Raw genomic sequence first — 18,283 nt, 5'->3', positions numbered from 1 at the left:
GCTGCGCCCCGGCGGTTCGACGGATCGCCCGCGCGCAGGACGCCTTCTCGTCCCCCTCGTCATCGGCGCCGCCGTCGTCGTGGGCCTGTTCGCGATCGACCTCTTCGTGCCCGAGCTCTTCCCGGCGCGCCTGCCTGCCCGCGCGCAGGACGGCCTGACCCTCGCGATCAGCGTCCTGATCGAGTCGCTCCCGTTCGTCGCGCTCGGCGTCGTGCTCTCGATCGTCGTGCAGGTGTGGATCCCGCCCGGTGCGATCGAGCGATGGATGCCGCGGCGCGCGTGGGCGCGACGGGCTGTGCTGTCGCTTCTGGGCATGGTCGTGCCGGTGTGCGAGTGCGGCAACGTGCCGTTCGCGCGCGGACTGATGATGCGCGGCTTCACGGTGCCCGAGACGCTGACGTTCCTGATCGCGGCGCCCATCGTGAACCCGATCGTCATCATCACGACGCACCAGGCGTTCGGCTACTCCGACGGCATCCTCGTCGTCCGGCTCGTCGGCGGATTCCTCATCGCGAACCTCATCGGCTGGCTGTATTCGCGGCATCCGTCGCCGGACGGACTGCTCACGGACCGCTTCCGCAGCACGTGCGCCCGCCAGCACGCACACGCGCACGGCGCGGCCGAGCGAGGCCGTCGCACCCTCAGCCAGTTCATCGTCGAGCTGCGCGCCGTCATGCCCGCCCTCGTCATCGGCTCGGCGCTCGCCGGCGCCGTGCAGGTGCTCATCCCGCGCGAAGCGCTCCTGGCCATCGGGTCGAATCCGGCGCTGTCGATCGTCGCTATGATCGCGCTCGCGATGGTCGTGTCGATCTGCTCGAACGTCGACGCGTTCTTCGCGCTGTCGTTCGCGTCGACCTTCACGCCGGGCTCGATCATCGCGTTCCTCCTCGTCGGGCCGCTCGTCGACGTCAAGATGCTCGCGCTGCTGCGCACGACCTTCACGACGCGCGCCCTCGCGGGGATCGTCGTCATCGTCGTGCTCGCGGCCTTCGCGATCGGGGCGGGGGTGAACCTCATTGGCTGACCCCTCTCGCGCGCTCCTGACCCGCTGGCTCGGCGTCGGCCTCGCCTCGGTGCTCGCGGTCGTCACGATCGCGCTCGCGGCGACCGATCGCCTGGCCCTGTATGTCAATCCCGATTCCGCGTGGTTCGCCGTCGGGATGGCGGTCATCGTGCTGATCGGCGCGGTCGCGAGCTTCGCGCTGCCGCTCGGCGCCGAAGACGACCACGGTCACGACCACGGTCACGACCACGCGGATCCGTCGTCCGCGCACCCGAAGAGACCCGCGCGGCAGCGCGCCGGTGCCGCCGCGGGGCGGGTCGCCATCGCGACAGGGGGCGTCGCGGCGTCGGGGGTCGTGCTGCTGACGCTCGTGCTGCCTCCCGCATCCCTCAGCGCCGAACTCGCGATGTCCCGCGACATCGGAGCGCCGCCGCTGTTCGCGGGAGCCGACGCCGTCACGCTCGCGGAGACGGGCGACACCTCGACGTTCGGGGTCGGGGAGTGGTCGGCGGTGTTCGCGACCGCGACGAACCCCGACGCGTTCGACGGCGACCCGGTCACCCTGACGGGCTTCGTCACCCCCGGCGACGACGGCTTCGATCTGACGCGCCTGGTCATCACGCACTGCGTCATCGATGCGCAGCCGGCGAACGTGCCGATCACGACCGGGAGCGTGCCGGACACGGGCCAGTGGGTCACCGTGACGGGCACGGTGAGAGCAACCGGCGACGGGCGGCTCGCGATCGCGGCGAGCGACGTGACGGCGATCGACGAACCCGGTGACCCCTATGAGTACTGACACGCGTCGGGGCCGCTCCCGCGCGCGGCGCGGCCGGGCGTTCCTGGTCTCGTTCGTCGCGGTCGTCGCGGCGCTCGCGGTCGCCGGCGCCGGAGCCGCGGCGATCGGCGTCGTGCAGGGTCCGCGCATCACGGATGTGCAGGTGGATCCGGCGGCCTCGGTGGCGGCATCCGGCTCGCGGATCATCGTGACGACGTCGCAGTCGCTCGCCGAGGTCGACCCCGCACAGGTCACCGTCACGCCCGAGACGCCGTTCGCCGTCGACACGTCCGGCCGCAGCGTGGGCGTGCGGTTCGGCGTGCCGCTGCGCGACGACACGGAGTACACCGTGACGATCGACGGGGTGCGGGGCCTCGGCGGCGGTCCCGACGGATCGATCGTCGAGACGTTCCGCACACCGCCCATCGCGGTGCACCTGCTGCAGCGCGGCGGCCCGAGCGACGACACCATCTTCCGCACCGACCTCACGGGCGATGAGGCGGTGCCGGTGTTCAGTCATCCCGACATCGAGGACTTCCGCGCGACGGCATCGCAGCTCGTCGTCTCGGTGCGCACGGCCGACGATCGCCCCGCGCTGCTGGTGACCGACCTCGACGGCTCGGGCGAGCGCGCGCTGCCGCTCCCCGGCGACGACGGCGTCGTGACGCACCTGCAGGCGGCCGACCGCGGCGATCTGATCGGCTTCACCTACTCGGATGCCACCCTCAGCGACGCGGGCGGCCTCGAGAGCGCCCTGTTCACGGTTGCGGGCGACACACCCACCCGGATCGAGGTCGCCGGCACCGATGCGCGGATCGCGCAGTGGCGGTTCGTGCCCGAGACCGACAGCATCCTGCTGCTCACCTTCGACGGGAACCTGCTTCTCACGGGCGCGGAAGGCGGCGAGGCGACCTCGCTGGGCACCGCGATCTCGATCGACGGCGTCGCCGGCACCGCGGCGATCGTCGAGCGACTCGACGGCATCGTCGTGCTCGACCTCACCGACGGCACCCAGCGCCCGCTCGTCACGCCCGACGAGGAGCTCGGCCTCCTCGGCACGGCGCTGCCCGTGCCCGGGGGCGGCACGCTGCGCTCGTCGGTCGTGCTCGACGAGACGGGCACGCGCTCGCTCGGCACGTCGGTCGCGCTCGTGGACGGCGACGGCGCGAGCCGCGGCATCGCCGACATCGGCCCCACCGATGCGCTCATGCAGACGTGCGTCTCGCCCAGTGGGCGCTATGCCGCCGTGACCGTCGCCCCCGACGCCGTTGACAACCCCTACGACGGCTACCTGCTGCCCCTGCCGGAACGGCTCGAGACGCGGATCTTCCAGCTCGACGACGCCGAGCCCGTCGTGTCGCTGGAGGGCTTCGCGCTCTCGTGGTGCCGGGTGCCGACCTCATGACGGCGGCGCTGCATCCCGCCGCTCGCGACGAGCTGGCCGCCCTTCCGCTCGCGGTCGCGCCGCGTCTGCTCGGCGGAGTGCTGCGCACGGTCGTCGAGGGCGAAGAGGTCGCCGTGCGCATCACCGAGGTCGAGGCCTACCACGGTCGCGGCACGGGCGACGTGCCCGATCCCGGCTCGCACGCGCGCATGGGGCGCACGGCGCGGAACGCGACCATGTGGGGCGAGCCCGGGCACCTCTACGTCTACCTGAGCCACGGCATCCATTCGTGCGTCAACGTCGTGTGCGGACCCGACGGCCTCGCCGGCGGAGTCCTGCTGCGCGGGGGAGAGGTGATCGACGGAGCGGATGCCGCATCCCGGCGTCGCCCCGCCGCGCGCGTCGCGCGCGACCTCGCCCGCGGTCCCGGCCGGCTCGGCGACGCCGTCGGCCTGCGGCATCCGCTGCATGACGGCATCGACGTCGTCACCGGCGCGGCGCTGCACGGAGCCGTCGCGCGCCTCGCCCTGCGCGACGAGCCCCTCGCCGAGGTCGCGACGGGGCCGCGCGTCGGCGTCGCGGGCGTCGCGGGCACGGCCGTCTTTCCGTGGCGCTTCTGGATCCCGGGGGACCCGACCGTGTCCGCCTTCCGGTGGGGGCGCGGCGCCGGCCCTGTGCTAGGCTGACTCTTTGTCTGCGTGCACTCCAGTACGCAGTACGTATCCTCACGAGGATGCAGACAAGGGATCTTGGGTGACACCGTCCGGTGTCACGGTACTAAGGAGACATCACTATGGCAGCAGTGTGCCAGGTGACTGGAGCAGTTCCCGGCTTCGGTCACAACATCTCGCACTCGCACCGCCGGACGAAGCGCCGCTTCGACCCGAACGTGCAGAGGAAGACCTACTTCGTGGCTTCGCTCGGCCGCAAGATCACCCTCAACGTGTCCGCTAAGGGCATGAAGGTGATCGATGCGCGCGGTATCGAGTCGGTTGTGAAGGACCTGATCGCGAAGGGTGTGAAGCTCTGATGGCCAAGAAGTCTCAGGACGTCCGTCCGATCATCAAGCTGCGTTCGACCGCCGGCACGGGGTACACCTACGTGACGCGCAAGAACCGCCGCAACAACCCCGACCGCATCGTGCTGAAGAAGTACGACCCTGTCGTGCGCAAGCACGTCGACTTCCGAGAGGAGCGCTGATCGCATGGCCAAGAAGAGCAAGATCGCGCGCAACCAGCAGCGCCAGGCGGTCGTCGACCGCTACGCCGCGAAGCGCGCCGAACTGAAGAAGGCGCTCGTTTCGCCGACCTCGACCGACGAAGAGCGCGAAGCCGCCCGCCTGGGTCTGCAGAAGCTGCCCCGCGACGCGTCGCCCGTGCGTCTGCGCTCGCGCGACGTCATCGACGGCCGCCCGCGCGGCATGCTGACGAAGTTCGGCATCTCGCGTGTCCGCTTCCGCGACATGGCGCACCGTGGCGAGCTGCCCGGCGTGACCAAGTCGAGCTGGTAAGCACCACCGCAGCAGAAAGGCCCGGAGTCCGCTCCGGGCCTTTCGCCTTTCCCGGGGCGCGTCGTGGTCGAATGGACGCGTGCCGCTGGATCCCTTCTTCGCCGAGCGACTTCGAGTGCACCGCCGGTACCTGCTCGGTCAGGCGGTCGGTTCGGCGCGCTCGCGGCTGGCGGCGCTCTGGCCGTTCTCACGCCCATCGGCACCCCCGAGTCCGAAAGCGCCGCTGAGCCCGCGCGCGCGTCATCGCCGGGCCGCACTCGCGTGGGACCGCACCGAGCTGCGCACGGTCGGCACCCCCGGACCCGATCTGCCGACGAGCGAGCACGAGGTCGCGGCAGAGCCGTCGTTCCGTGTGCGCGTATACCGGCCGACCCTCGCCGAGAACCCCCTGCCGGCGGTGCTCGCCTTCTTCGGCGGGGCGTTCCGCATCGGCGGCATCGACTATCCCACGACGGATGCCGCGTTCCGCCGCCGTGCGCAGGATGCGGGCGTCGTCATCGTCGCCGTCGACTACGCGCTCGCCCCCGAGCAGCGCTACCCCGTGCAGGTCGAGCAGGCCTATCGTGCGCTCGAGTGGCTCTTCGCGCAGGCCGACGACCTCGGCATCGACCGTGACCGGATCGCCGTCGCGGGCACGTCGGCCGGAGCGAACCTCGCCGCGGCGCTCACGCTCGTCAACCGTGACCGCGCCGCGATGCCGCTGCGACTGCAGCTGCTCGAAGTCCCCGTCACCGACCTCACCGGAAGGCACCTCGACCTGCGCGCGACCCGGGCGCTCGGCATCCCGAGCATCATCGCGCTGCGCGAACTGCGCTCGGTCGCCCGGACCTACCTGGGCGAGGCCGGGAACGCGCGCGAACCGTACGCCTCACCGCTGCGCGCACCGTCGCACGCGGGGCTGCCGCCCGCCGTCATCCTGACCGCCGAATACGACCCGCTGCGCGGCGACGGGGCGGCCTATGGCGCGGCGCTGCGCGCGGCCGGCGTCGACGCGAGCGTGGCGCAGTATCTCGGCGTGACTCACGACACTCCCCTCTTCACCGGTGCCCTCCCGGCCGCCCGTCGCTGGCACGACGACGTCGTCGCGGCGCTGCGCCGTCTGCACGCCGGAACCCCCGAAACGGTCGCCACAGCGGCCCCAACAGCCACAGAAGACCCCGACACGCCGTCACGAACGTCGAAAAGCGGCAGAAATCCGCGTGATTCCGCGGATTCGTGACTATAGTCAAGGCGGTCGATCCGACCAGCCGGAAGGCGCTCGCCAACCGGTCCCAGCAATAGGGGCGGTGCTCAAGCCGCCTTGGAGGACAACCCAAATGGCTGACAAGTCCATCACCAAGACCGAACTCGTCGCGAGCATCGCCAGCGCGACCGGCCAGAGCCAGTCCGCCGTGTCGGGCATGCTCGACTCACTCTTCTCGACCGTCTCCGAGGCCGTCGCCAAGGGCAGCAAGGTCTCGATCCCGGGCTGGATCTCGTTCGAGCGCGTCGAGACGTCGGCACGTACGGGCCGCAACCCGCAGACCGGTGAAGAGATCAAGATCCCCGCGGGCCAGCGCGTCAAGGTCACGGCCGGCTCGAAGCTGAAGGCCGCCGTCAAGTAACCGCGATCCCGGGTCGACGCTGCCGCGGGCAGCGTCGAGGCGGATCGAGACCTCTGTCTCTCGAAGGGGGATGCCGAACGCTCGCCATCCCCCTTCTGCGCGCCTAGGCTGGGATCGTGACCCCCGCGCCTTCTTCCCACGTCGCTGCTGCGCCGCCCGGAGCCGCGCGGCGAGCGCGTCCGCGCAGCCTGCGCTCCGTCGGCCCGGCGATCCTCGTCGTGGCCGCGTTCGTCACCCTCGCCTGGGCGCTCGCCTTCGGTGGCGGCGCGGAGCCGCTCGCGATCGCCGACCCCGGTCCGATCGTGCGCTGGGGGCTTCCGATCTCGAAGCTGCTCGTCAACCTCTCCGCCGCGGGCGTCGTCGGGGTCCTCGTCACGGCGCTGTTCGCGCTCAAGGCGGGCGAGCGCCCCTTCGACACGGCGCTGGATGCGGCATCCGTCTCTGCCGCCGTCTTCACCGTGGCCGCGGGCGCGACGGGCTTCTTCACGTTCGTCGACGCGTTCAACCCGGCGATCAGCGCGAGCCCCGAATTCGGGGCCCAGCTGGGGCGCTTCTTCACCGAGACCGAAGTGGGCCGCACGTGGCTCATCACGACGGTCGCGGGAGCGCTGCTGACGGTGCTGACCTTCGCCGTCCGGTCGTGGACGGCGACGCTGCTCGTCGCGGCACTGTCGATCGCCACGCTCGTGCCGATGGGCACGCAGGGACACTCCGGCGAGGCGGCGTTCCACCACGAGGCGATGACGGCGATCATCATCCACATCATCGGCGCCGCCGTGTGGCTCGGCGGACTGATGCTCATGGTGTTCGTGCGGCCGCTCCTCGATCGCGACGGTGTCGCCACGGTGCTCGGCCGCTACTCGAGCATCGCGCTCGCGGCTTTCATCGTCGTCGCCGCGAGCGGCACGGTGCGGGCCATGATCGGGCTCGGCGAATGGTCGATGCTCGCCTCGGCCTACGGCGTCATCCTCATCGTCAAGATCGTCGCCCTCATCGCGATCGGCGCGCTCGGTGCCTGGTACCGGCAGCGGCTGATCGCACGGCTGCGCGAAGACGGCGCGTCACGGCGCTTCTGGGGGCTCATCGCCTTCGAGCTCGCCCTCATGGGCATCGCCAGCGGCGCCGCCGCGGCACTGGCACGCACGCCTCCGCCCGTCGAGCCCGTCATCCCCGCCGTGCCGACGCCGGCGCAGATCCTGACACTCGCTCCGCTGCCCCCGGAACTGACCCCCGAGCGCTGGCTGACGTCGTGGAACCCCGACCTCATCTGGGTCTTCGCCGTCGCGTTCGGCCTCTTCTTCTACTGGGCGGGCGTGCGACGCCTGCACGTGCGCGGCGACCGCTGGCCGCTCCTGCGATCCGTGTCCTGGACGCTCGGACTGCTGCTGCTGTTCTGGGTGACGGCGGGACCCATCAACGTCTACCAGGACTACCTGTTCAGCGTGCACATGATCGGGCACATGCTGCTCGGGATGGCGATTCCCCTGCTGCTGGTCGTGGGCGCCCCCGTGACGCTCGCGGCGCGGGCGATCCGCAAGCGCGAGGACGGCACGCGAGGCGGCCGCGAGTGGATCCTGTGGGCCGTGCAGACGCCGGTGTCCCGCGTTCTGACGAACCCCTTCGTCGCCGCGGGCATCTTCGTCGTGTCGCTGTGGGTGTTCTACTACACCGACCTCTTCCGCTGGGCGCTGTACGACCACCTCGGCCACGAGTGGATGGTCGCGCACTTCCTCATCTCGGGCTACCTCTTCGTGCTGACGCTGATCGGCATCGACCCCGTGCCGTGGCGTCTGCCGTACCCCGGCCGCCTGCTGCTGCTCGTCGGCGTCATGGCGATGCACGCGTTCTTCGGCATCTCGATCATGATGCAGTCCGGGCTCATGGTCGCGGAATGGTACGGGTCGATGGGCCGCGAATGGGGTGCGACACCGCTCGAGGACCAGTACATCGGCGGTGGCGTCGCGTGGTCGGTCGGCGAGATCCCGACGCTCATCCTCGCCGTCACGGTCGCGATCCAGTGGTCGCGCTCCGACGCCCGGGTGCAGAAGCGCAGCGACCGGCACGCCGACCGCACGAATGACGCCGAGCTCGAGGCCTACAACGCGCAGCTGGCGCAGCTGGCCGAGCGCGACGCCCGCCGCAGCGTCAGGGAAGACCAGGCCCGCCGACGGTGATCGTCGCGGTGCCGTCGGGCAGCACCGTGATGAGCGCCGTCAGCACGAACGGCACGTCTTCGCTCACGGACCTGACCGATCCGTCGAAGAGCGAGCGGATGTCGACATCGATGTGCGCGATCGCCTCGGTGTCGGGGATCACCCACGCCGCGCCGTCGGGCACGAGCGTGATGACGGGCTGCGCGACGATCGACCACACCGGCTCCGACGCGATGCGCTCCTGCACATAGAACCCGAAGGGGCATGCCGTCGGCTGCAGCACCTGCTGCGTCGCGCACGACGTCAGGAACTCCTCGACGCGCTGCTGCACGACCGCCACGAACTCCTCGGTGGGCTCGGCCTGCACGTCGACCGCGACGGCCGAGAACGGGCTGTCCGAGAGCACTCCCACGCCGGCGGTCGACGAGATCGCGGTGTCGACCGACACCGAGTAGAACGCGGGAGAGAAGACCAGCAGCGACACCGGCGCGAGGGGGTCGGCGTCGAGACCGTCGGGCGAGACCTGCCGCTTGTCGATCTCGAAGCCGTTGACGTCGAACGACATCGACCCGCGCACGACGAGGTCCATCACGGCCAGCGGGCTCTCGGCGAACCGCCACGTCGGGGCGACGCCGATCGTGCCGTCGCGCTCGATCGAGAAGGTCGTGCGTCCGTCGACGCCGCCCGCGCGGTAGGTCACCGCGACGCGCGAGACGCCGTCCTGCTCGGTCTCGGACACGACCTCGACATCGCTGAGCGAGGCCAGGGCGTCACGGCGCAGCAGGGCGTCCGACGCGGTGGGCGGAAGACCGGCGCCTTCGAGGTCGGGGGTGTCGACGGCGACGCCCGGAAGAGCCAGCGCCTCGGCGGCGTGGCCGTCGGCGAGGAGGGAGAGGTAGCGCTCCACGAACGCCGTCGGCGAGTAGAACTCGCGGTACAGCGTCGCGACGCCCGCCGCGACCGCCGCGACGAGGAGCACCCCGACCAGACCGAGCAGCGTGAGGTCGACCGCGAGGCGGTTGCGGGATCGCCGCGCTCGTGTGCTGCCGGCCGCTTCGTTCACGACACCCAGTCTAGGAAGAGTGCTTTCCCCCGCGGAATCTGTGCACAGATGAGCGGCTGCCGGGCCGGGGTGCGGCATCCGATGGCTACCATGAATCGGTGACCACGCCGCCCCTGTCTGCCGAACAAGAGGCGCTGTTCCGTCTGATCGAAGACACGAACGAGCACGTGTTCGTGACGGGCCGCGCCGGGACGGGCAAATCGACGCTCCTGCAGCACCTGGCATGGAGCACGTCGAAGCAGATCGCGGTCTGTGCGCCGACGGGCGTCGCCGCGCTCAACGTCGAAGGGCAGACGATCCACTCGCTCTTCCGGCTGCCGATCGGCCTGATCGGGTCGAGCGACGAGAAGCAGACGGATGCCACGCGCAAGATCCTCAACGCCATCGAGACGCTCGTCATCGACGAGATCTCGATGGTCAACGCCGACCTCATGGACGCGATCGACCGGTCGCTGCGCCTCGCGCGGGGGCGCCGGCACGAGCCGTTCGGCGGGGTGCAGATCGTCATGTTCGGCGACCCGTACCAGCTGGCTCCCGTGCCGCCGCGCGGCGACGAGCTGCGCTATGTGCGCGATCACTACCGGTCGTTCTGGTTCTTCGACGCGCACGTGTGGGCGGGTGCTTCGACAGGCTCAGCAACCGGTGAGGGATTCGACGGGCTCATCGATCTCGGCAGGCACGGCGCCGAGCTGCACATCCGCGAGCTGGTCGACATCCACCGGCAGTCCGATGACGGGTTCAAGGCGATGCTCAACGCCGTCCGGCACGGCGTCGTGACAGCCGACATCGCGCAGGCGCTCAACGACACGGGGGCCCGCAGACCGCCGGATCCCTCGGACGACGAGCCCCCCATCATCACGCTCGCCACCCGCAACGACATCGTCAACAACATCAACCGCCGGCACCTCGCCGAACTGCGCGGCCGCGAGCAGACGGCACAGGCCGACGTGAGCGGCGACTTCGGCCGGGGCGAGGCCGGATACCCCGCCGACCCCGAGCTGAAGCTCAAGGTGGGCGCGCAGGTCATGTTCCTGCGCAACGACCGCGGCGCCTTCCCCGATCCGCCGCGGTGGGTCAACGGCACGATCGGGCGGGTCACCCGGATCGCGGGCGGCACGGTGCGCGTCGACGTCGACGGCGACGAGGTCGAGGTCGAGCCGGCGGTGTGGGAGAAGTACCGCTACGCGTACGACCCCGGATCGAAGGCGCTCACGCGCGAGATCGTCGCCGAGTTCACGCAGTTCCCGCTGCGCCTGGCGTGGGCGGTGACGATCCACAAGTCGCAGGGAAAGACCTACGACCGCGCGATCGTCGACCTCGGATCCGGGGCGTTCGCCCCCGGCCAGACCTACGTCGCGCTCTCACGGCTGACGTCGCTCGAGGGCCTCTATCTCACGCGGCCGCTGCGCCCGAGCGACATCCGGGTCGACCCGGATGTGCGGCGCTTCATCGCCGGCGCCCGGCGCCAGGCATCGACGCCGACGCTCCCCACCGGTCCCTGAGCCTGTCGCTGTCCCTGAGCCTGTCGCGGTCCCTGAGCCTGTCGCGGTCCCTGAGCCTGTCGCGGTCCCTGAGCCTGTCGAAGGGGGGGGTCAGGCGACGGCGGTCGACTTGGCGGCGCCGAGGTCTTCGAACAGCTCGGTGTTGAAGCGGTATGCGAGCAGCACCTCGTCGATGACGCGCTCCTGCTCGGCGGCATCCCAGGGCGCCTGGTCCATCTGCTCGCGGTAGACGTCCTTGAAGGCGGCGGGGTCGGCGATGTCGTCGAAGACGTAGAAGCCGATGCCGTTCGTCCCGAAGCCGAAGCGCCGGGCCATGAGGCGTCCGATGAACTGGCCGCCCGACAGGTCGCCGAGGTAGCGCGTGTAGTGGTGCGCGACGAAACCGCCCGCCCACGTCGCACCGACCTCGTTGATGCGGTCGACGTAGCGCTTCGTGGCGGGAAGCGGTTCGATCTGGTCGCGCCAGTCGCTGCCGACGAGGAATTCGAGGTCGGCTTCGAGGGCGGGCAGGCGCGTCAGCTTGTCGCTGATGAAGACGGATGCCACGGGGTCGTTGCGCATCTGCGCTGCGGTGCGCTCGAGGGCCTCGTAGATGAACCAGTGCTGCGCGACGAGGGCCGTGTAGTCCTCGCGGGTGCCGTCGCCCTTGAGCAGGTCGGCCATGAAGCCGGAGTGCTCGCTTCCCGAGTGTGCGCTCGTGGAGCGTTCCCAGAGTGTTTTCGAGAAGGGGATGACGTCGCTCATGCTCCCCAGTCTAGGCCGGTGAGGCGTGCCTAACCTACTCGGAGGGCTCGGGATGATACTCCCGCGGTCACGCGTGCGGACGCGGTTCGATGCCCAGGCGCTCGCACGCGGCGTCGTACAGTGCGACGATCTCGCGCCGCACTTCGGGGCGCTCGCTGATGGCGCCGCCGGGCCACGGCACGCGGAAGGAGACCTCGGTGCCGTCGGCGAGCCGGGCGATCCACTCGCCTCCGTCGCCGTCGAGGCCCGTCATGGTCGCCGAGGCGGGGTCACCTGCCGGTCCGAACGCGCGGGCGATGAGCAGGTTGTCGTCGCTGTGGTCGTCGTTCATGTGGTGGAGCACCGCAGTGCGCACGGAATCGTCGAAGGTGTGCGTCATGCGTCACAGCCTACGGATCGGCGTGACATCCTCGTGACCTGGGTGTGTTTGAATCTCTTGTCGGGGGTGGCCATGCGGGCAGTCAGGAAACCGCGGCGCGCCGCGGGTGCGGTCGCGGCCGCGCTCGTGCTCGCCGTCGCGTTCAGCGGCTGCTCCGCGCCCGAACCGACCGTCGAGCTGCCCACGCAGGTCGAAGGGGCCTTCGCCGACCAGACGCAGCAGCTGCTCAGCGATGCCGTCACTCACGCGATGGGCACGATCGGCGCGACCGGCGCCGTCGTCGGCGTGTGGGCGCCGTGGAGCGGCTCATGGGTCAGCGGAGTCGGCACCCAGACCCCCGGGGGTGCGGCCGTCACGACCGACATGCCCTTCCGCATCGGGCAGCTGACGCGGCCCATGACGTGCGATCTGCTGTATTCCGCCGTCGATGACGGGCTCGTCGAACTGGACGCATCCGTCTCTCAGTACGTCTCGGGCGTCGCCGACCTGAAGGACGTGACCCTCGAGCAGCTGTGCGACGGCACGTCGGGCATCGGCTCGTACGCGGGCAAGCTGCGACCCGTGTGGACGAAGAACCCGCAACGCGTGTGGAACGCGCGTGAGCTGGCCAGCTACGGCCTGGGTCAGCCGCGGTCGACGGAACCGGGCGAGAAGTTCGTCAGCTCCGACGCCAACTACGTTCTGCTCGGGCTCGCGATGGAGCGGGTGATGGGCGGCTCCGCCCGTGCCCTGCTGCAGGAGCACGTCGCCGAACCGCTCGATCTCACGGCGACCCGCCTGCCGGCGGGTGCTGCTGCTCCGGTCGCGGGCGGCATGACGGGTCTCACCCTCGAGAAGGACGAAGCCGGCGCGTGGATGTGCGCCGAGCCTGTCGACGTCTCGGCGATTTCCGCGAGCATCGGGTTCACCGACGCGGGTGCCGTGTCGACGGTCGATGACATGCGTCAGTACGTGCAGGCCCTCGCGACGGGCGCGCTGCTGTCCGAGCAGCTCGCCGAGAGCCGCTTCGCCGACGCCAAGCCGCTCAGCGACTCGGCGCCCTCGTGGCTCACGACGGCCGGCGGCGCGGTGATCGCCGGATCGCTCGTCGGCAACTACGGCTCGATGCCCGGGTACGCCACGGCGGCGTTCGCCGATCCCGAAACGGGTCTCACGGTCGTCGTCGCGCTGAACAACTCGGTGCGTGGCGCGGCACCTGCCCAGGAGCTCGCGTGGGAGCTCGCCGCGATCGCATCGAAAGCGCCCGCGGCATCCGGGGAAACCGCCCCCGAAGCAGGACTGCCGTGGACACCCGAGCAGTATCGCGAACAGCTCACCGCGAAGGCCGTCTGCGCCCCGCCCGCGGAGTGACACTCGCGCCCGAACGCGTCGGGCTCTAGGCTGGGCTGTACCCATGCACAGGGGGGCGTGGTCGGCTCGCCGGCCACCGGTTCCGGGGCGGTCCCCAACGCCGCGGGAGCGGAGCACCCGCTGTGCGCCGCCACTGGGTTCGTCGAAGGCAGGCCACGCCAATGGCCCAGTCCATCCCGTCACCGGCTTGGAGTCCACCGTCCGCCGTCGCGCTGCGTCGCGTACCGCTCCTCGTGCGTCCACGCTGGCTCGCCGCGGCCCTCATCGTCGCCGCCACGGCGGCCGGCGTGCTGTTCGTCGAGGTGGCCGAGCAGGATCTCGCCCGCCAACGCGACGTCCTCATTGCCGAGAGCATCCTGGTGCAGGACTCCCTCGCTGCGGCACGCAACGCGAACGCGCTCGCGCGAGTGCGCGAAGCAGACCTGCGCGTGCGCCTCGCCGAGCAGGGAAGGACGCTCGCCTCGACGTCGGGGTTCCTCAAGTGAGCCCCGCAACCCGTCGCTCGCTCGTGGTGCTGACGGCGTGCGCCGTCGTCGTCATGGGCGCGCAGATCGCCGATGGATCGGCCGTGCGGCACGAGCGGGACACGGTCGCCGCCGAGTTCGAGGCGCTGCAGGCCGAGAGCGCCCTCGTACGCGGCGAAGCCGTCGTGCTCGCCGAGCGTGCGGGCGGTCTGCGTGCGACGTCGTCGACCTATGACGTGCTCATCGACGCGCGCGAGGGCTTCGTCGCTTCGCTCGAGAAGGCGGATGCCGCCCTGTCGGCCGCCGACGGCAAGCTCGAGACGGCGGCCGAGCGTGCCGGCATCCTGAAACTGCAGCAGAAAGTGCTCGCCGAACGCACCGACGTCGCCGTCGTCGCCCGCGCCCGCGCCGACGTCGACGAGTACGCCGGCGATGTCACGAAGGCCGTCGAGGAGTACGACCGCGAACAGGCCCGCATCGCGGCCGAGCGGGCGGCGGCGGCATCGCGCGGCTACTCCGGGGGATCCGGCGGGGGCGGGGGCGGGTATTCCGGTGGCGCCTCGGCGGGCGGCGGCGGCGGAGGCGGTGCCGCGCCGGTCGCGGGCGGCTACGCGCGCGTGCGCGCTGCGCTCAACAACGTCGGCGGCGGTCACGTGCGGCTCGAGGAGTTCGCCGGCGCATGCGGCGGCGGTGCCGCGGCTGCCTGCGCGTCGCCCGGGGTCATCCGCTTCACGCCGGGCCTCGCCTCGTGGTCGGACGGTCGCCTGCACTGGGCGATGGCGCACGAGCTCGCCCACACCTACCAGTTCAACGTCTGGGGCCCGCTCGTCGCATCGTCGGGGTACGCGTCGCTGTTCGGCGGCAACATCGAGCTGCTCGCCAACTGCATGGCCGCCCAGCGCGGCTACGGCAGCGGCAACGTCTCGTGCTCGGGTGCGCAGCTGCAGTGGGCGGGATCGATCTGGGGCGGCGTCGTCCCGGGGTGAAGCGCGCGTCGGGCGGGCGTGGGAGCATTCACCGAAGGCCCGAGTCGGCACCCGTGGTGCCATCTCGAACCTTTTGAGGGGATGACGGGAATCGTCCCTACCGCTCTCCACGCATCGCTACGCGCTGCGCGGAGCCTCGGCGGCAGGGGCCCACCCGCAAGCGGCTTCGGTTCCGACGGCATGCGCACAAAGGTCCTGCTGCACCGCCTATGGCGGCACATCAGGACCTTGAGGGGATGACGGGAATCGAACCCGCGCTATCAGCTTGGGAAGCTGAAGTTCTGCCATTGAACTACATCCCCCTGCACCCGGAGGTGCCCGGCCAGCATAACAAAGCAGCGCGAGGTGCGGCATCCGGAGCCTCTAGGCTGGTCGCGTGCTGCTCTCCGACCGTGACATCAAGCTCGAGCTTGAATCCGGCCGTATCGGCCTGGATCCGTACGAGCCCGGAATGGTCCAGCCGTCGAGTGTCGACGTGCGCCTGGACCGGTACTTCCGGCTGTTCGACAACCACAAGTACCCGTTCATCGACCCGGCGGAAGACCAGCCCGAACTGACGCATCTCATCGAGACGACACCCGACGAGGCGTTCATCCTGCACCCGGGGGAATTCGTGCTCGGGTCGACGTTCGAGCAGGTGTCCCTGCCCGACGACGTCGCAGCGCGGCTCGAGGGCAAGTCCTCGCTCGGGCGGCTCGGCCTGCTGACGCACTCCACGGCGGGGTTCATCGACCCCGGATTCTCGGGGCACGTCACCCTCGAGCTGTCCAACGTCGCGACGCTGCCGATCAAGCTGTGGCCCGGCATGAAGATCGGGCAGCTGTGCTTCTTCCGCCTGTCGTCGCCGACCGAGAACCCCTACGGCACGGGGCCGTACAGCAACCGCTACCAGGGGCAGCGCGGCCCCACGGCATCCCGATCGTTCTTCAACTTCCACCGCTCGGACGTCGCCACGACCGACGCCGGATCCCGCGGCGCCTGATCGGTCACACTCTGGGCAGGCGCGGCCCGCATCGATAGCGTGGGTCGCGTGACGAGCCAGCCCGCGCCCCTATCCGGTCCGACCGAAGAGACGGCGCGCCGGTTCCGCCCGGCGCCGTGGGTCATCTGGCCCGCCGCCGTCATCGTGGTCGTCTTCAGCGCGTTCGCGATCATCTTTCCGGATGCCGCCGAGTCGGCCTTCGGCGCGATCCAGACCACCGTCGTGAACACGTTCAGCTGGTACTACGTGCTGATCACGGCGTTCTTCGTCGCCTTCGCGCTCTTCCTCGGCTTCAGCCGGTTCGGCGACATCAAACTCGGACGTGACGATGACGAACCCGAGTTCTCTATGCTCGCGTGGTTCTCGCTGCTGTTCGCGGCCGGCATGGGCATCGGCCTCGTCTTCTACGGCGTGAGCGAGCCGCTCAGCCACTTCGTCGATCCGAAGCCGGGGGTCGAGGGAACCCCCGCGCAGCTCGCACAGTCGGCGCTGACGCAGACCTACCTGCACTGGGGTGTGCAGGCGTGGGCCATCTACGTCGTCGTCGGACTCGCCCTCGCGTACGCGATCCACCGCCGCGGACGCCCCCTGTCGATCCGCTACGCGCTCGAGCCGATCCTCGGCGCCAAGGTCAAGGGCGGGTGGGGCCACCTCATCGACACGGTCGCCCTCGTCGGCACGCTGTTCGGCGTCGCGACATCGCTCGGCCTCGGTGTGCTGCAGATCGGCGCGGGCCTCAATGCCGCGGGCCTCATCGACGAGCCCGACCTCATCGTGCAGATCGCGATCATCACGGTCATCACGGCGGCGGTGCTGTTCTCGGTGCTGTCGGGCGTCGCGCGCGGCATGAAATGGCTGTCGTCCTTCAACCTCGTGCTGGCCGGGCTCGTGCTGCTGTTCGTGCTCTTCGCCGGCGAGACGACGTACCTTCTGCGCGAATGGGTGCAGTCGATCGGGGCGTACATCCAGAACTTCGTCGGGCTCAGCTTCTCGGTGAGCGCCTTCCAAGGGGCCGCGGGTCAGGAGTGGCAGGCGACGTGGACGGCGTTCTACTGGGGGTGGTGGATCTCGTGGGCGCCGTTCGTCGGCGTCTTCATCGCGCGGGTCAGCCGCGGCCGCACGGTGCGTCAGTTCGTCCTGGGCGTCCTGCTCGTGCCGACCCTCGTCGGCATCCTGTGGTTCGCGGTCCTCGGCGGATCGGCGATCAAGGTCGAGATGGACAACCCGGGCTCGCTCACGACCGACGGTGCGGTCGACGTCGAGGCGGCGCTGTTCGAACTGTTCACGTTCCTGCCGGGTACTCCGCTGCTCACGATCGGCGCCATCATCCTGATCGCGATCTTCTTCGTGACCTCGGCGGATTCCGGTGCACTCGTCATGGGCATGATCGCGACCGGCGGCAATCCCGAGCCCTCGCGCCCCGTGCGCACGTTCTTCACGCTCGCCACGGCCGTGCTCGCGCTCGCGCTGCTCATCGCGGGCGGGCTCCTCGCCCTGCAGACGGCGGCGATCCTCATCGCGCTGCCGTTCAGCGTCGTCATGCTGCTGATCTGCTGGGCGACGATCGTCGCCTTCCAACGGGAGAGACGGTTCTACGAGCGCACGCGGCGGCGCCTGTTCGTCGAGCAGATCGGCGCGCACTACGGCCTCGAGGTCGAAGAGCCCAACGAAAGCGGCGTGCGACTGCCGGCGTGGCTGCGGCCGCGCGGGCGAGGCGGGGCGGACTGACGGCCCGCGCTGCCGTCTCCCGGCGACGCACGGCCAGGAAACGACAGCGGATGCCGCGGCTACGTCGCCGGCGCCTCGCGGCCGCGCACGAACCCGGCGTCGAAGCCGCGCTCGTAGGCGTGGTGACTTCGCAGGAACCCGGCGAGGCCGAGCAGATCGCCGCCGCCCTCGCGCAGCTGCGCGGCGCGCGTCCGGGGCGCCCGCCCGGACCCGGGTTCGGGCAAGGTCCGTTCGGCTCGAGGCGCAGCATCCGGAACATGCCGGGCACCGCGGCGGCCATCACGCCGGCCGCGGGCACGGACCGATGGGGCGGTTCGCGGCCCGCTTCCGGCTGCTCGAAGCGCTCGCGGCGACGGGCGAGCCCCTGTCGGTGAGCGAGCTCGCCGAGCGCATCGGCGTCGACCAGCCGCGCGCAAGCCGGCTCGTGCAGGCCGCCGTGGCCGAGGGCCATGTGCGTCGCGAGGCGAATCCCGACGATGCGCGGCGCACCGACATCGTGCTGACGGATGCGGGGCGCTCCCTCATCGCACAGGCGAGCAGTGCGCGCGTGGACGCCGCCGAGACCGCCCTCGCCGACTTCACGCCCGACGAGCGTGCACAGCTCGCGGCGCTGCTGTCCAAGCTCGCGGCGGCCTGGCCGCGCTGACGCGGCG

21 protein-coding genes and 1 tRNA gene are annotated in these 18,283 nt (G+C 70.7%); 17 read left to right on the top strand and 5 right to left on the bottom strand.

Translation table 11 applies throughout. The features are described from left to right. Position 1: 1 nt before the first annotated feature. The 10 genes from ACFC3F_RS04195 (at position 2) to ACFC3F_RS04150 (ending at position 8,453) form a co-directional block, all read left to right on the top strand. Entirely contained in the window at positions 2 to 1,024 is a 1,023-nt protein-coding gene (locus ACFC3F_RS04195) for a permease (RefSeq protein ID WP_376127065.1), read from the top strand. Next, the gene (locus ACFC3F_RS04190) at positions 1,017 to 1,802 is read left to right on the top strand and encodes a TIGR03943 family putative permease subunit (RefSeq protein ID WP_376127000.1); all 786 of its coding nucleotides are present in this window, start codon (positions 1,017 to 1,019) and stop codon (positions 1,800 to 1,802) included. The genes ACFC3F_RS04195 and ACFC3F_RS04190 overlap by 8 nt, the downstream gene beginning before the upstream one ends. Next, entirely contained in the window at positions 1,792 to 3,186 is a 1,395-nt protein-coding gene (locus ACFC3F_RS04185) for a hypothetical protein (protein WP_376126998.1), read from the top strand. The genes ACFC3F_RS04190 and ACFC3F_RS04185 overlap by 11 nt, the downstream gene beginning before the upstream one ends. Then, positions 3,183 to 3,851: a DNA-3-methyladenine glycosylase gene (locus ACFC3F_RS04180; protein WP_376127063.1), complete on the top strand. Its 669-nt coding sequence runs from the start codon at positions 3,183 to 3,185 to the stop codon at positions 3,849 to 3,851. Before ACFC3F_RS04185 ends, ACFC3F_RS04180 begins: the two co-directional genes overlap by 4 nt. A gap of 107 nt (positions 3,852 to 3,958) precedes the next feature. Next, positions 3,959 to 4,195 carry a 50S ribosomal protein L28 gene (rpmB, locus tag ACFC3F_RS04175; RefSeq protein ID WP_376126997.1) on the top strand — a complete coding sequence of 79 codons (237 nt, stop codon included), beginning with the start codon at positions 3,959 to 3,961 and terminating at the stop codon, positions 4,193 to 4,195. Next, on the top strand, positions 4,195 to 4,365 hold the full coding sequence (gene rpmG, locus ACFC3F_RS04170; RefSeq protein WP_165140426.1) for a 50S ribosomal protein L33: 171 nt from the start codon (positions 4,195 to 4,197) through the stop codon (positions 4,363 to 4,365). The genes rpmB and rpmG overlap by 1 nt, the downstream gene beginning before the upstream one ends. Before the next feature lie 4 nt (positions 4,366 to 4,369). Beyond that, positions 4,370 to 4,675 carry a 30S ribosomal protein S14 gene (gene rpsN / locus ACFC3F_RS04165; RefSeq protein WP_376126996.1) on the top strand — a complete coding sequence of 102 codons (306 nt, stop codon included), beginning with the start codon at positions 4,370 to 4,372 and terminating at the stop codon, positions 4,673 to 4,675. A gap of 79 nt (positions 4,676 to 4,754) precedes the next feature. Beyond that, positions 4,755 to 5,894, top strand: coding sequence for an alpha/beta hydrolase (locus ACFC3F_RS04160; protein WP_376126994.1), 1,140 nt, complete (start codon positions 4,755 to 4,757; stop codon positions 5,892 to 5,894). Between the two features lie 97 nt (positions 5,895 to 5,991). Then, positions 5,992 to 6,279, top strand: coding sequence for an HU family DNA-binding protein (locus ACFC3F_RS04155; RefSeq protein WP_376126992.1), 288 nt, complete (start codon positions 5,992 to 5,994; stop codon positions 6,277 to 6,279). A 188-nt stretch (positions 6,280 to 6,467) separates the two neighbouring features. After that, positions 6,468 to 8,453, top strand: a complete 1,986-nt coding sequence (locus tag ACFC3F_RS04150; RefSeq protein ID WP_376127061.1) for a cytochrome c oxidase assembly protein — start codon at positions 6,468 to 6,470, stop codon at positions 8,451 to 8,453. Here the strand turns inward: ACFC3F_RS04150 and ACFC3F_RS04145 are convergent. After that, entirely contained in the window at positions 8,425 to 9,495 is a 1,071-nt protein-coding gene (locus ACFC3F_RS04145) for a hypothetical protein (RefSeq protein WP_376126991.1), read from the bottom strand. The two genes, ACFC3F_RS04150 and ACFC3F_RS04145, sit on opposite strands and share 29 nt — an antisense overlap. Before the next feature lie 98 nt (positions 9,496 to 9,593). On the opposite strand from ACFC3F_RS04145, the gene ACFC3F_RS04140 reads away from it, so the two are divergent. Continuing rightward, a complete protein-coding gene (locus tag ACFC3F_RS04140; protein WP_376126989.1) occupies positions 9,594 to 10,997 on the top strand; it encodes an ATP-dependent RecD-like DNA helicase in 1,404 nt (467 codons plus the stop codon). A gap of 90 nt (positions 10,998 to 11,087) precedes the next feature. Here the strand turns inward: ACFC3F_RS04140 and ACFC3F_RS04135 are convergent, their stop codons facing one another. Together ACFC3F_RS04135 and ACFC3F_RS04130 are read right to left on the bottom strand one after the other, a co-directional pair. Continuing rightward, positions 11,088 to 11,741 carry a heme oxygenase (biliverdin-producing) gene (locus ACFC3F_RS04135; RefSeq protein ID WP_376126987.1) on the bottom strand — a complete coding sequence of 218 codons (654 nt, stop codon included), beginning with the start codon at positions 11,739 to 11,741 and terminating at the stop codon, positions 11,088 to 11,090. Between the two features lie 67 nt (positions 11,742 to 11,808). Continuing rightward, positions 11,809 to 12,120 carry a DUF2470 domain-containing protein gene (locus ACFC3F_RS04130; protein WP_376126985.1) on the bottom strand — a complete coding sequence of 104 codons (312 nt, stop codon included), beginning with the start codon at positions 12,118 to 12,120 and terminating at the stop codon, positions 11,809 to 11,811. A gap of 72 nt (positions 12,121 to 12,192) precedes the next feature. On the opposite strand from ACFC3F_RS04130, the gene ACFC3F_RS04125 reads away from it, so the two are divergent. The 3 genes from ACFC3F_RS04125 to ACFC3F_RS04115 all read left to right on the top strand — a co-directional run bounded on the left by ACFC3F_RS04125 (position 12,193) and on the right by ACFC3F_RS04115 (position 14,920). Beyond that, complete coding sequence (locus ACFC3F_RS04125; protein WP_376126983.1) at positions 12,193 to 13,470, top strand: serine hydrolase domain-containing protein; 1,278 nt, start codon at positions 12,193 to 12,195, stop codon at positions 13,468 to 13,470. Between the two features lie 161 nt (positions 13,471 to 13,631). Continuing rightward, positions 13,632 to 13,955 carry a hypothetical protein gene (locus ACFC3F_RS04120; RefSeq protein WP_376126981.1) on the top strand — a complete coding sequence of 108 codons (324 nt, stop codon included), beginning with the start codon at positions 13,632 to 13,634 and terminating at the stop codon, positions 13,953 to 13,955. Beyond that, positions 13,952 to 14,920: a hypothetical protein gene (locus tag ACFC3F_RS04115; protein ID WP_376126979.1), complete on the top strand. Its 969-nt coding sequence runs from the start codon at positions 13,952 to 13,954 to the stop codon at positions 14,918 to 14,920. Before ACFC3F_RS04120 ends, ACFC3F_RS04115 begins: the two co-directional genes overlap by 4 nt. A gap of 231 nt (positions 14,921 to 15,151) precedes the next feature. Here the strand turns inward: ACFC3F_RS04115 and ACFC3F_RS04110 are convergent. Then, a tRNA-Gly gene (locus ACFC3F_RS04110) sits at positions 15,152 to 15,222 on the bottom strand. Positions 15,223 to 15,296: 74 nt separating this feature from the next. Here ACFC3F_RS04110 and dcd point away from each other — a divergent pair. After that, positions 15,297 to 15,902 (top strand): dCTP deaminase, encoded by a 606-nt coding sequence (dcd, locus tag ACFC3F_RS04105; protein WP_376126977.1) that lies wholly within the window; start codon positions 15,297 to 15,299, stop codon positions 15,900 to 15,902. A gap of 123 nt (positions 15,903 to 16,025) precedes the next feature. Then, complete coding sequence (locus ACFC3F_RS04100; RefSeq protein WP_376127060.1) at positions 16,026 to 17,630, top strand: BCCT family transporter; 1,605 nt, start codon at positions 16,026 to 16,028, stop codon at positions 17,628 to 17,630. Positions 17,631 to 17,689: 59 nt separating this feature from the next. On the opposite strand, the gene ACFC3F_RS04095 is transcribed toward ACFC3F_RS04100, so the two are convergent. Then, positions 17,690 to 17,854, bottom strand: coding sequence for a hypothetical protein (locus ACFC3F_RS04095; protein ID WP_376126975.1), 165 nt, complete (start codon positions 17,852 to 17,854; stop codon positions 17,690 to 17,692). An 80-nt stretch (positions 17,855 to 17,934) separates the two neighbouring features. Here ACFC3F_RS04095 and ACFC3F_RS04090 point away from each other — a divergent pair, with 80 nt between their 5' ends. Continuing rightward, positions 17,935 to 18,276, top strand: coding sequence for a MarR family winged helix-turn-helix transcriptional regulator (locus tag ACFC3F_RS04090; RefSeq protein ID WP_376126973.1), 342 nt, complete (start codon positions 17,935 to 17,937; stop codon positions 18,274 to 18,276). Positions 18,277 to 18,283: the final 7 nt, after the last annotated feature.

The organism is Microbacterium sp. NPDC055910, from assembly GCF_042271185.1.
In the GTDB taxonomy this organism is placed as follows: Bacteria; Actinomycetota; Actinomycetes; order Actinomycetales; family Microbacteriaceae; genus Microbacterium.
Note: the sequence above shows the minus strand (reverse complement) of the source record. Positions and strands in the feature narration are given on the sequence as shown.

What these genes read in the sequence shown, in the direction of transcription:
- ACFC3F_RS04120 (WP_376126981.1), top strand. Translation starts at nt 13,632, where the DNA reads ATGGCCCAGTCCATCCCGTCACCGGCTTGGAGTCCACCGTCCGCCGTC.
- rpsN (WP_376126996.1), top strand. Translation starts at nt 4,370, where the DNA reads ATGGCCAAGAAGAGCAAGATCGCGCGCAACCAGCAGCGCCAGGCGGTC.
- ACFC3F_RS04135 (WP_376126987.1), bottom strand. Translation starts at nt 11,741, where the DNA reads ATGAGCGACGTCATCCCCTTCTCGAAAACACTCTGGGAACGCTCCACG.
- ACFC3F_RS04180 (WP_376127063.1), top strand. Translation starts at nt 3,183, where the DNA reads ATGACGGCGGCGCTGCATCCCGCCGCTCGCGACGAGCTGGCCGCCCTT.
- ACFC3F_RS04155 (WP_376126992.1), top strand. Translation starts at nt 5,992, where the DNA reads ATGGCTGACAAGTCCATCACCAAGACCGAACTCGTCGCGAGCATCGCC.
- ACFC3F_RS04090 (WP_376126973.1), top strand. Translation starts at nt 17,935, where the DNA reads ATGGGGCGGTTCGCGGCCCGCTTCCGGCTGCTCGAAGCGCTCGCGGCG.
- ACFC3F_RS04125 (WP_376126983.1), top strand. Translation starts at nt 12,193, where the DNA reads ATGCGGGCAGTCAGGAAACCGCGGCGCGCCGCGGGTGCGGTCGCGGCC.
- rpmG (WP_165140426.1), top strand. Translation starts at nt 4,195, where the DNA reads ATGGCCAAGAAGTCTCAGGACGTCCGTCCGATCATCAAGCTGCGTTCG.
- rpmB (WP_376126997.1), top strand. Translation starts at nt 3,959, where the DNA reads ATGGCAGCAGTGTGCCAGGTGACTGGAGCAGTTCCCGGCTTCGGTCAC.
- ACFC3F_RS04130 (WP_376126985.1), bottom strand. Translation starts at nt 12,120, where the DNA reads ATGACGCACACCTTCGACGATTCCGTGCGCACTGCGGTGCTCCACCAC.
- ACFC3F_RS04185 (WP_376126998.1), top strand. Translation starts at nt 1,792, where the DNA reads ATGAGTACTGACACGCGTCGGGGCCGCTCCCGCGCGCGGCGCGGCCGG.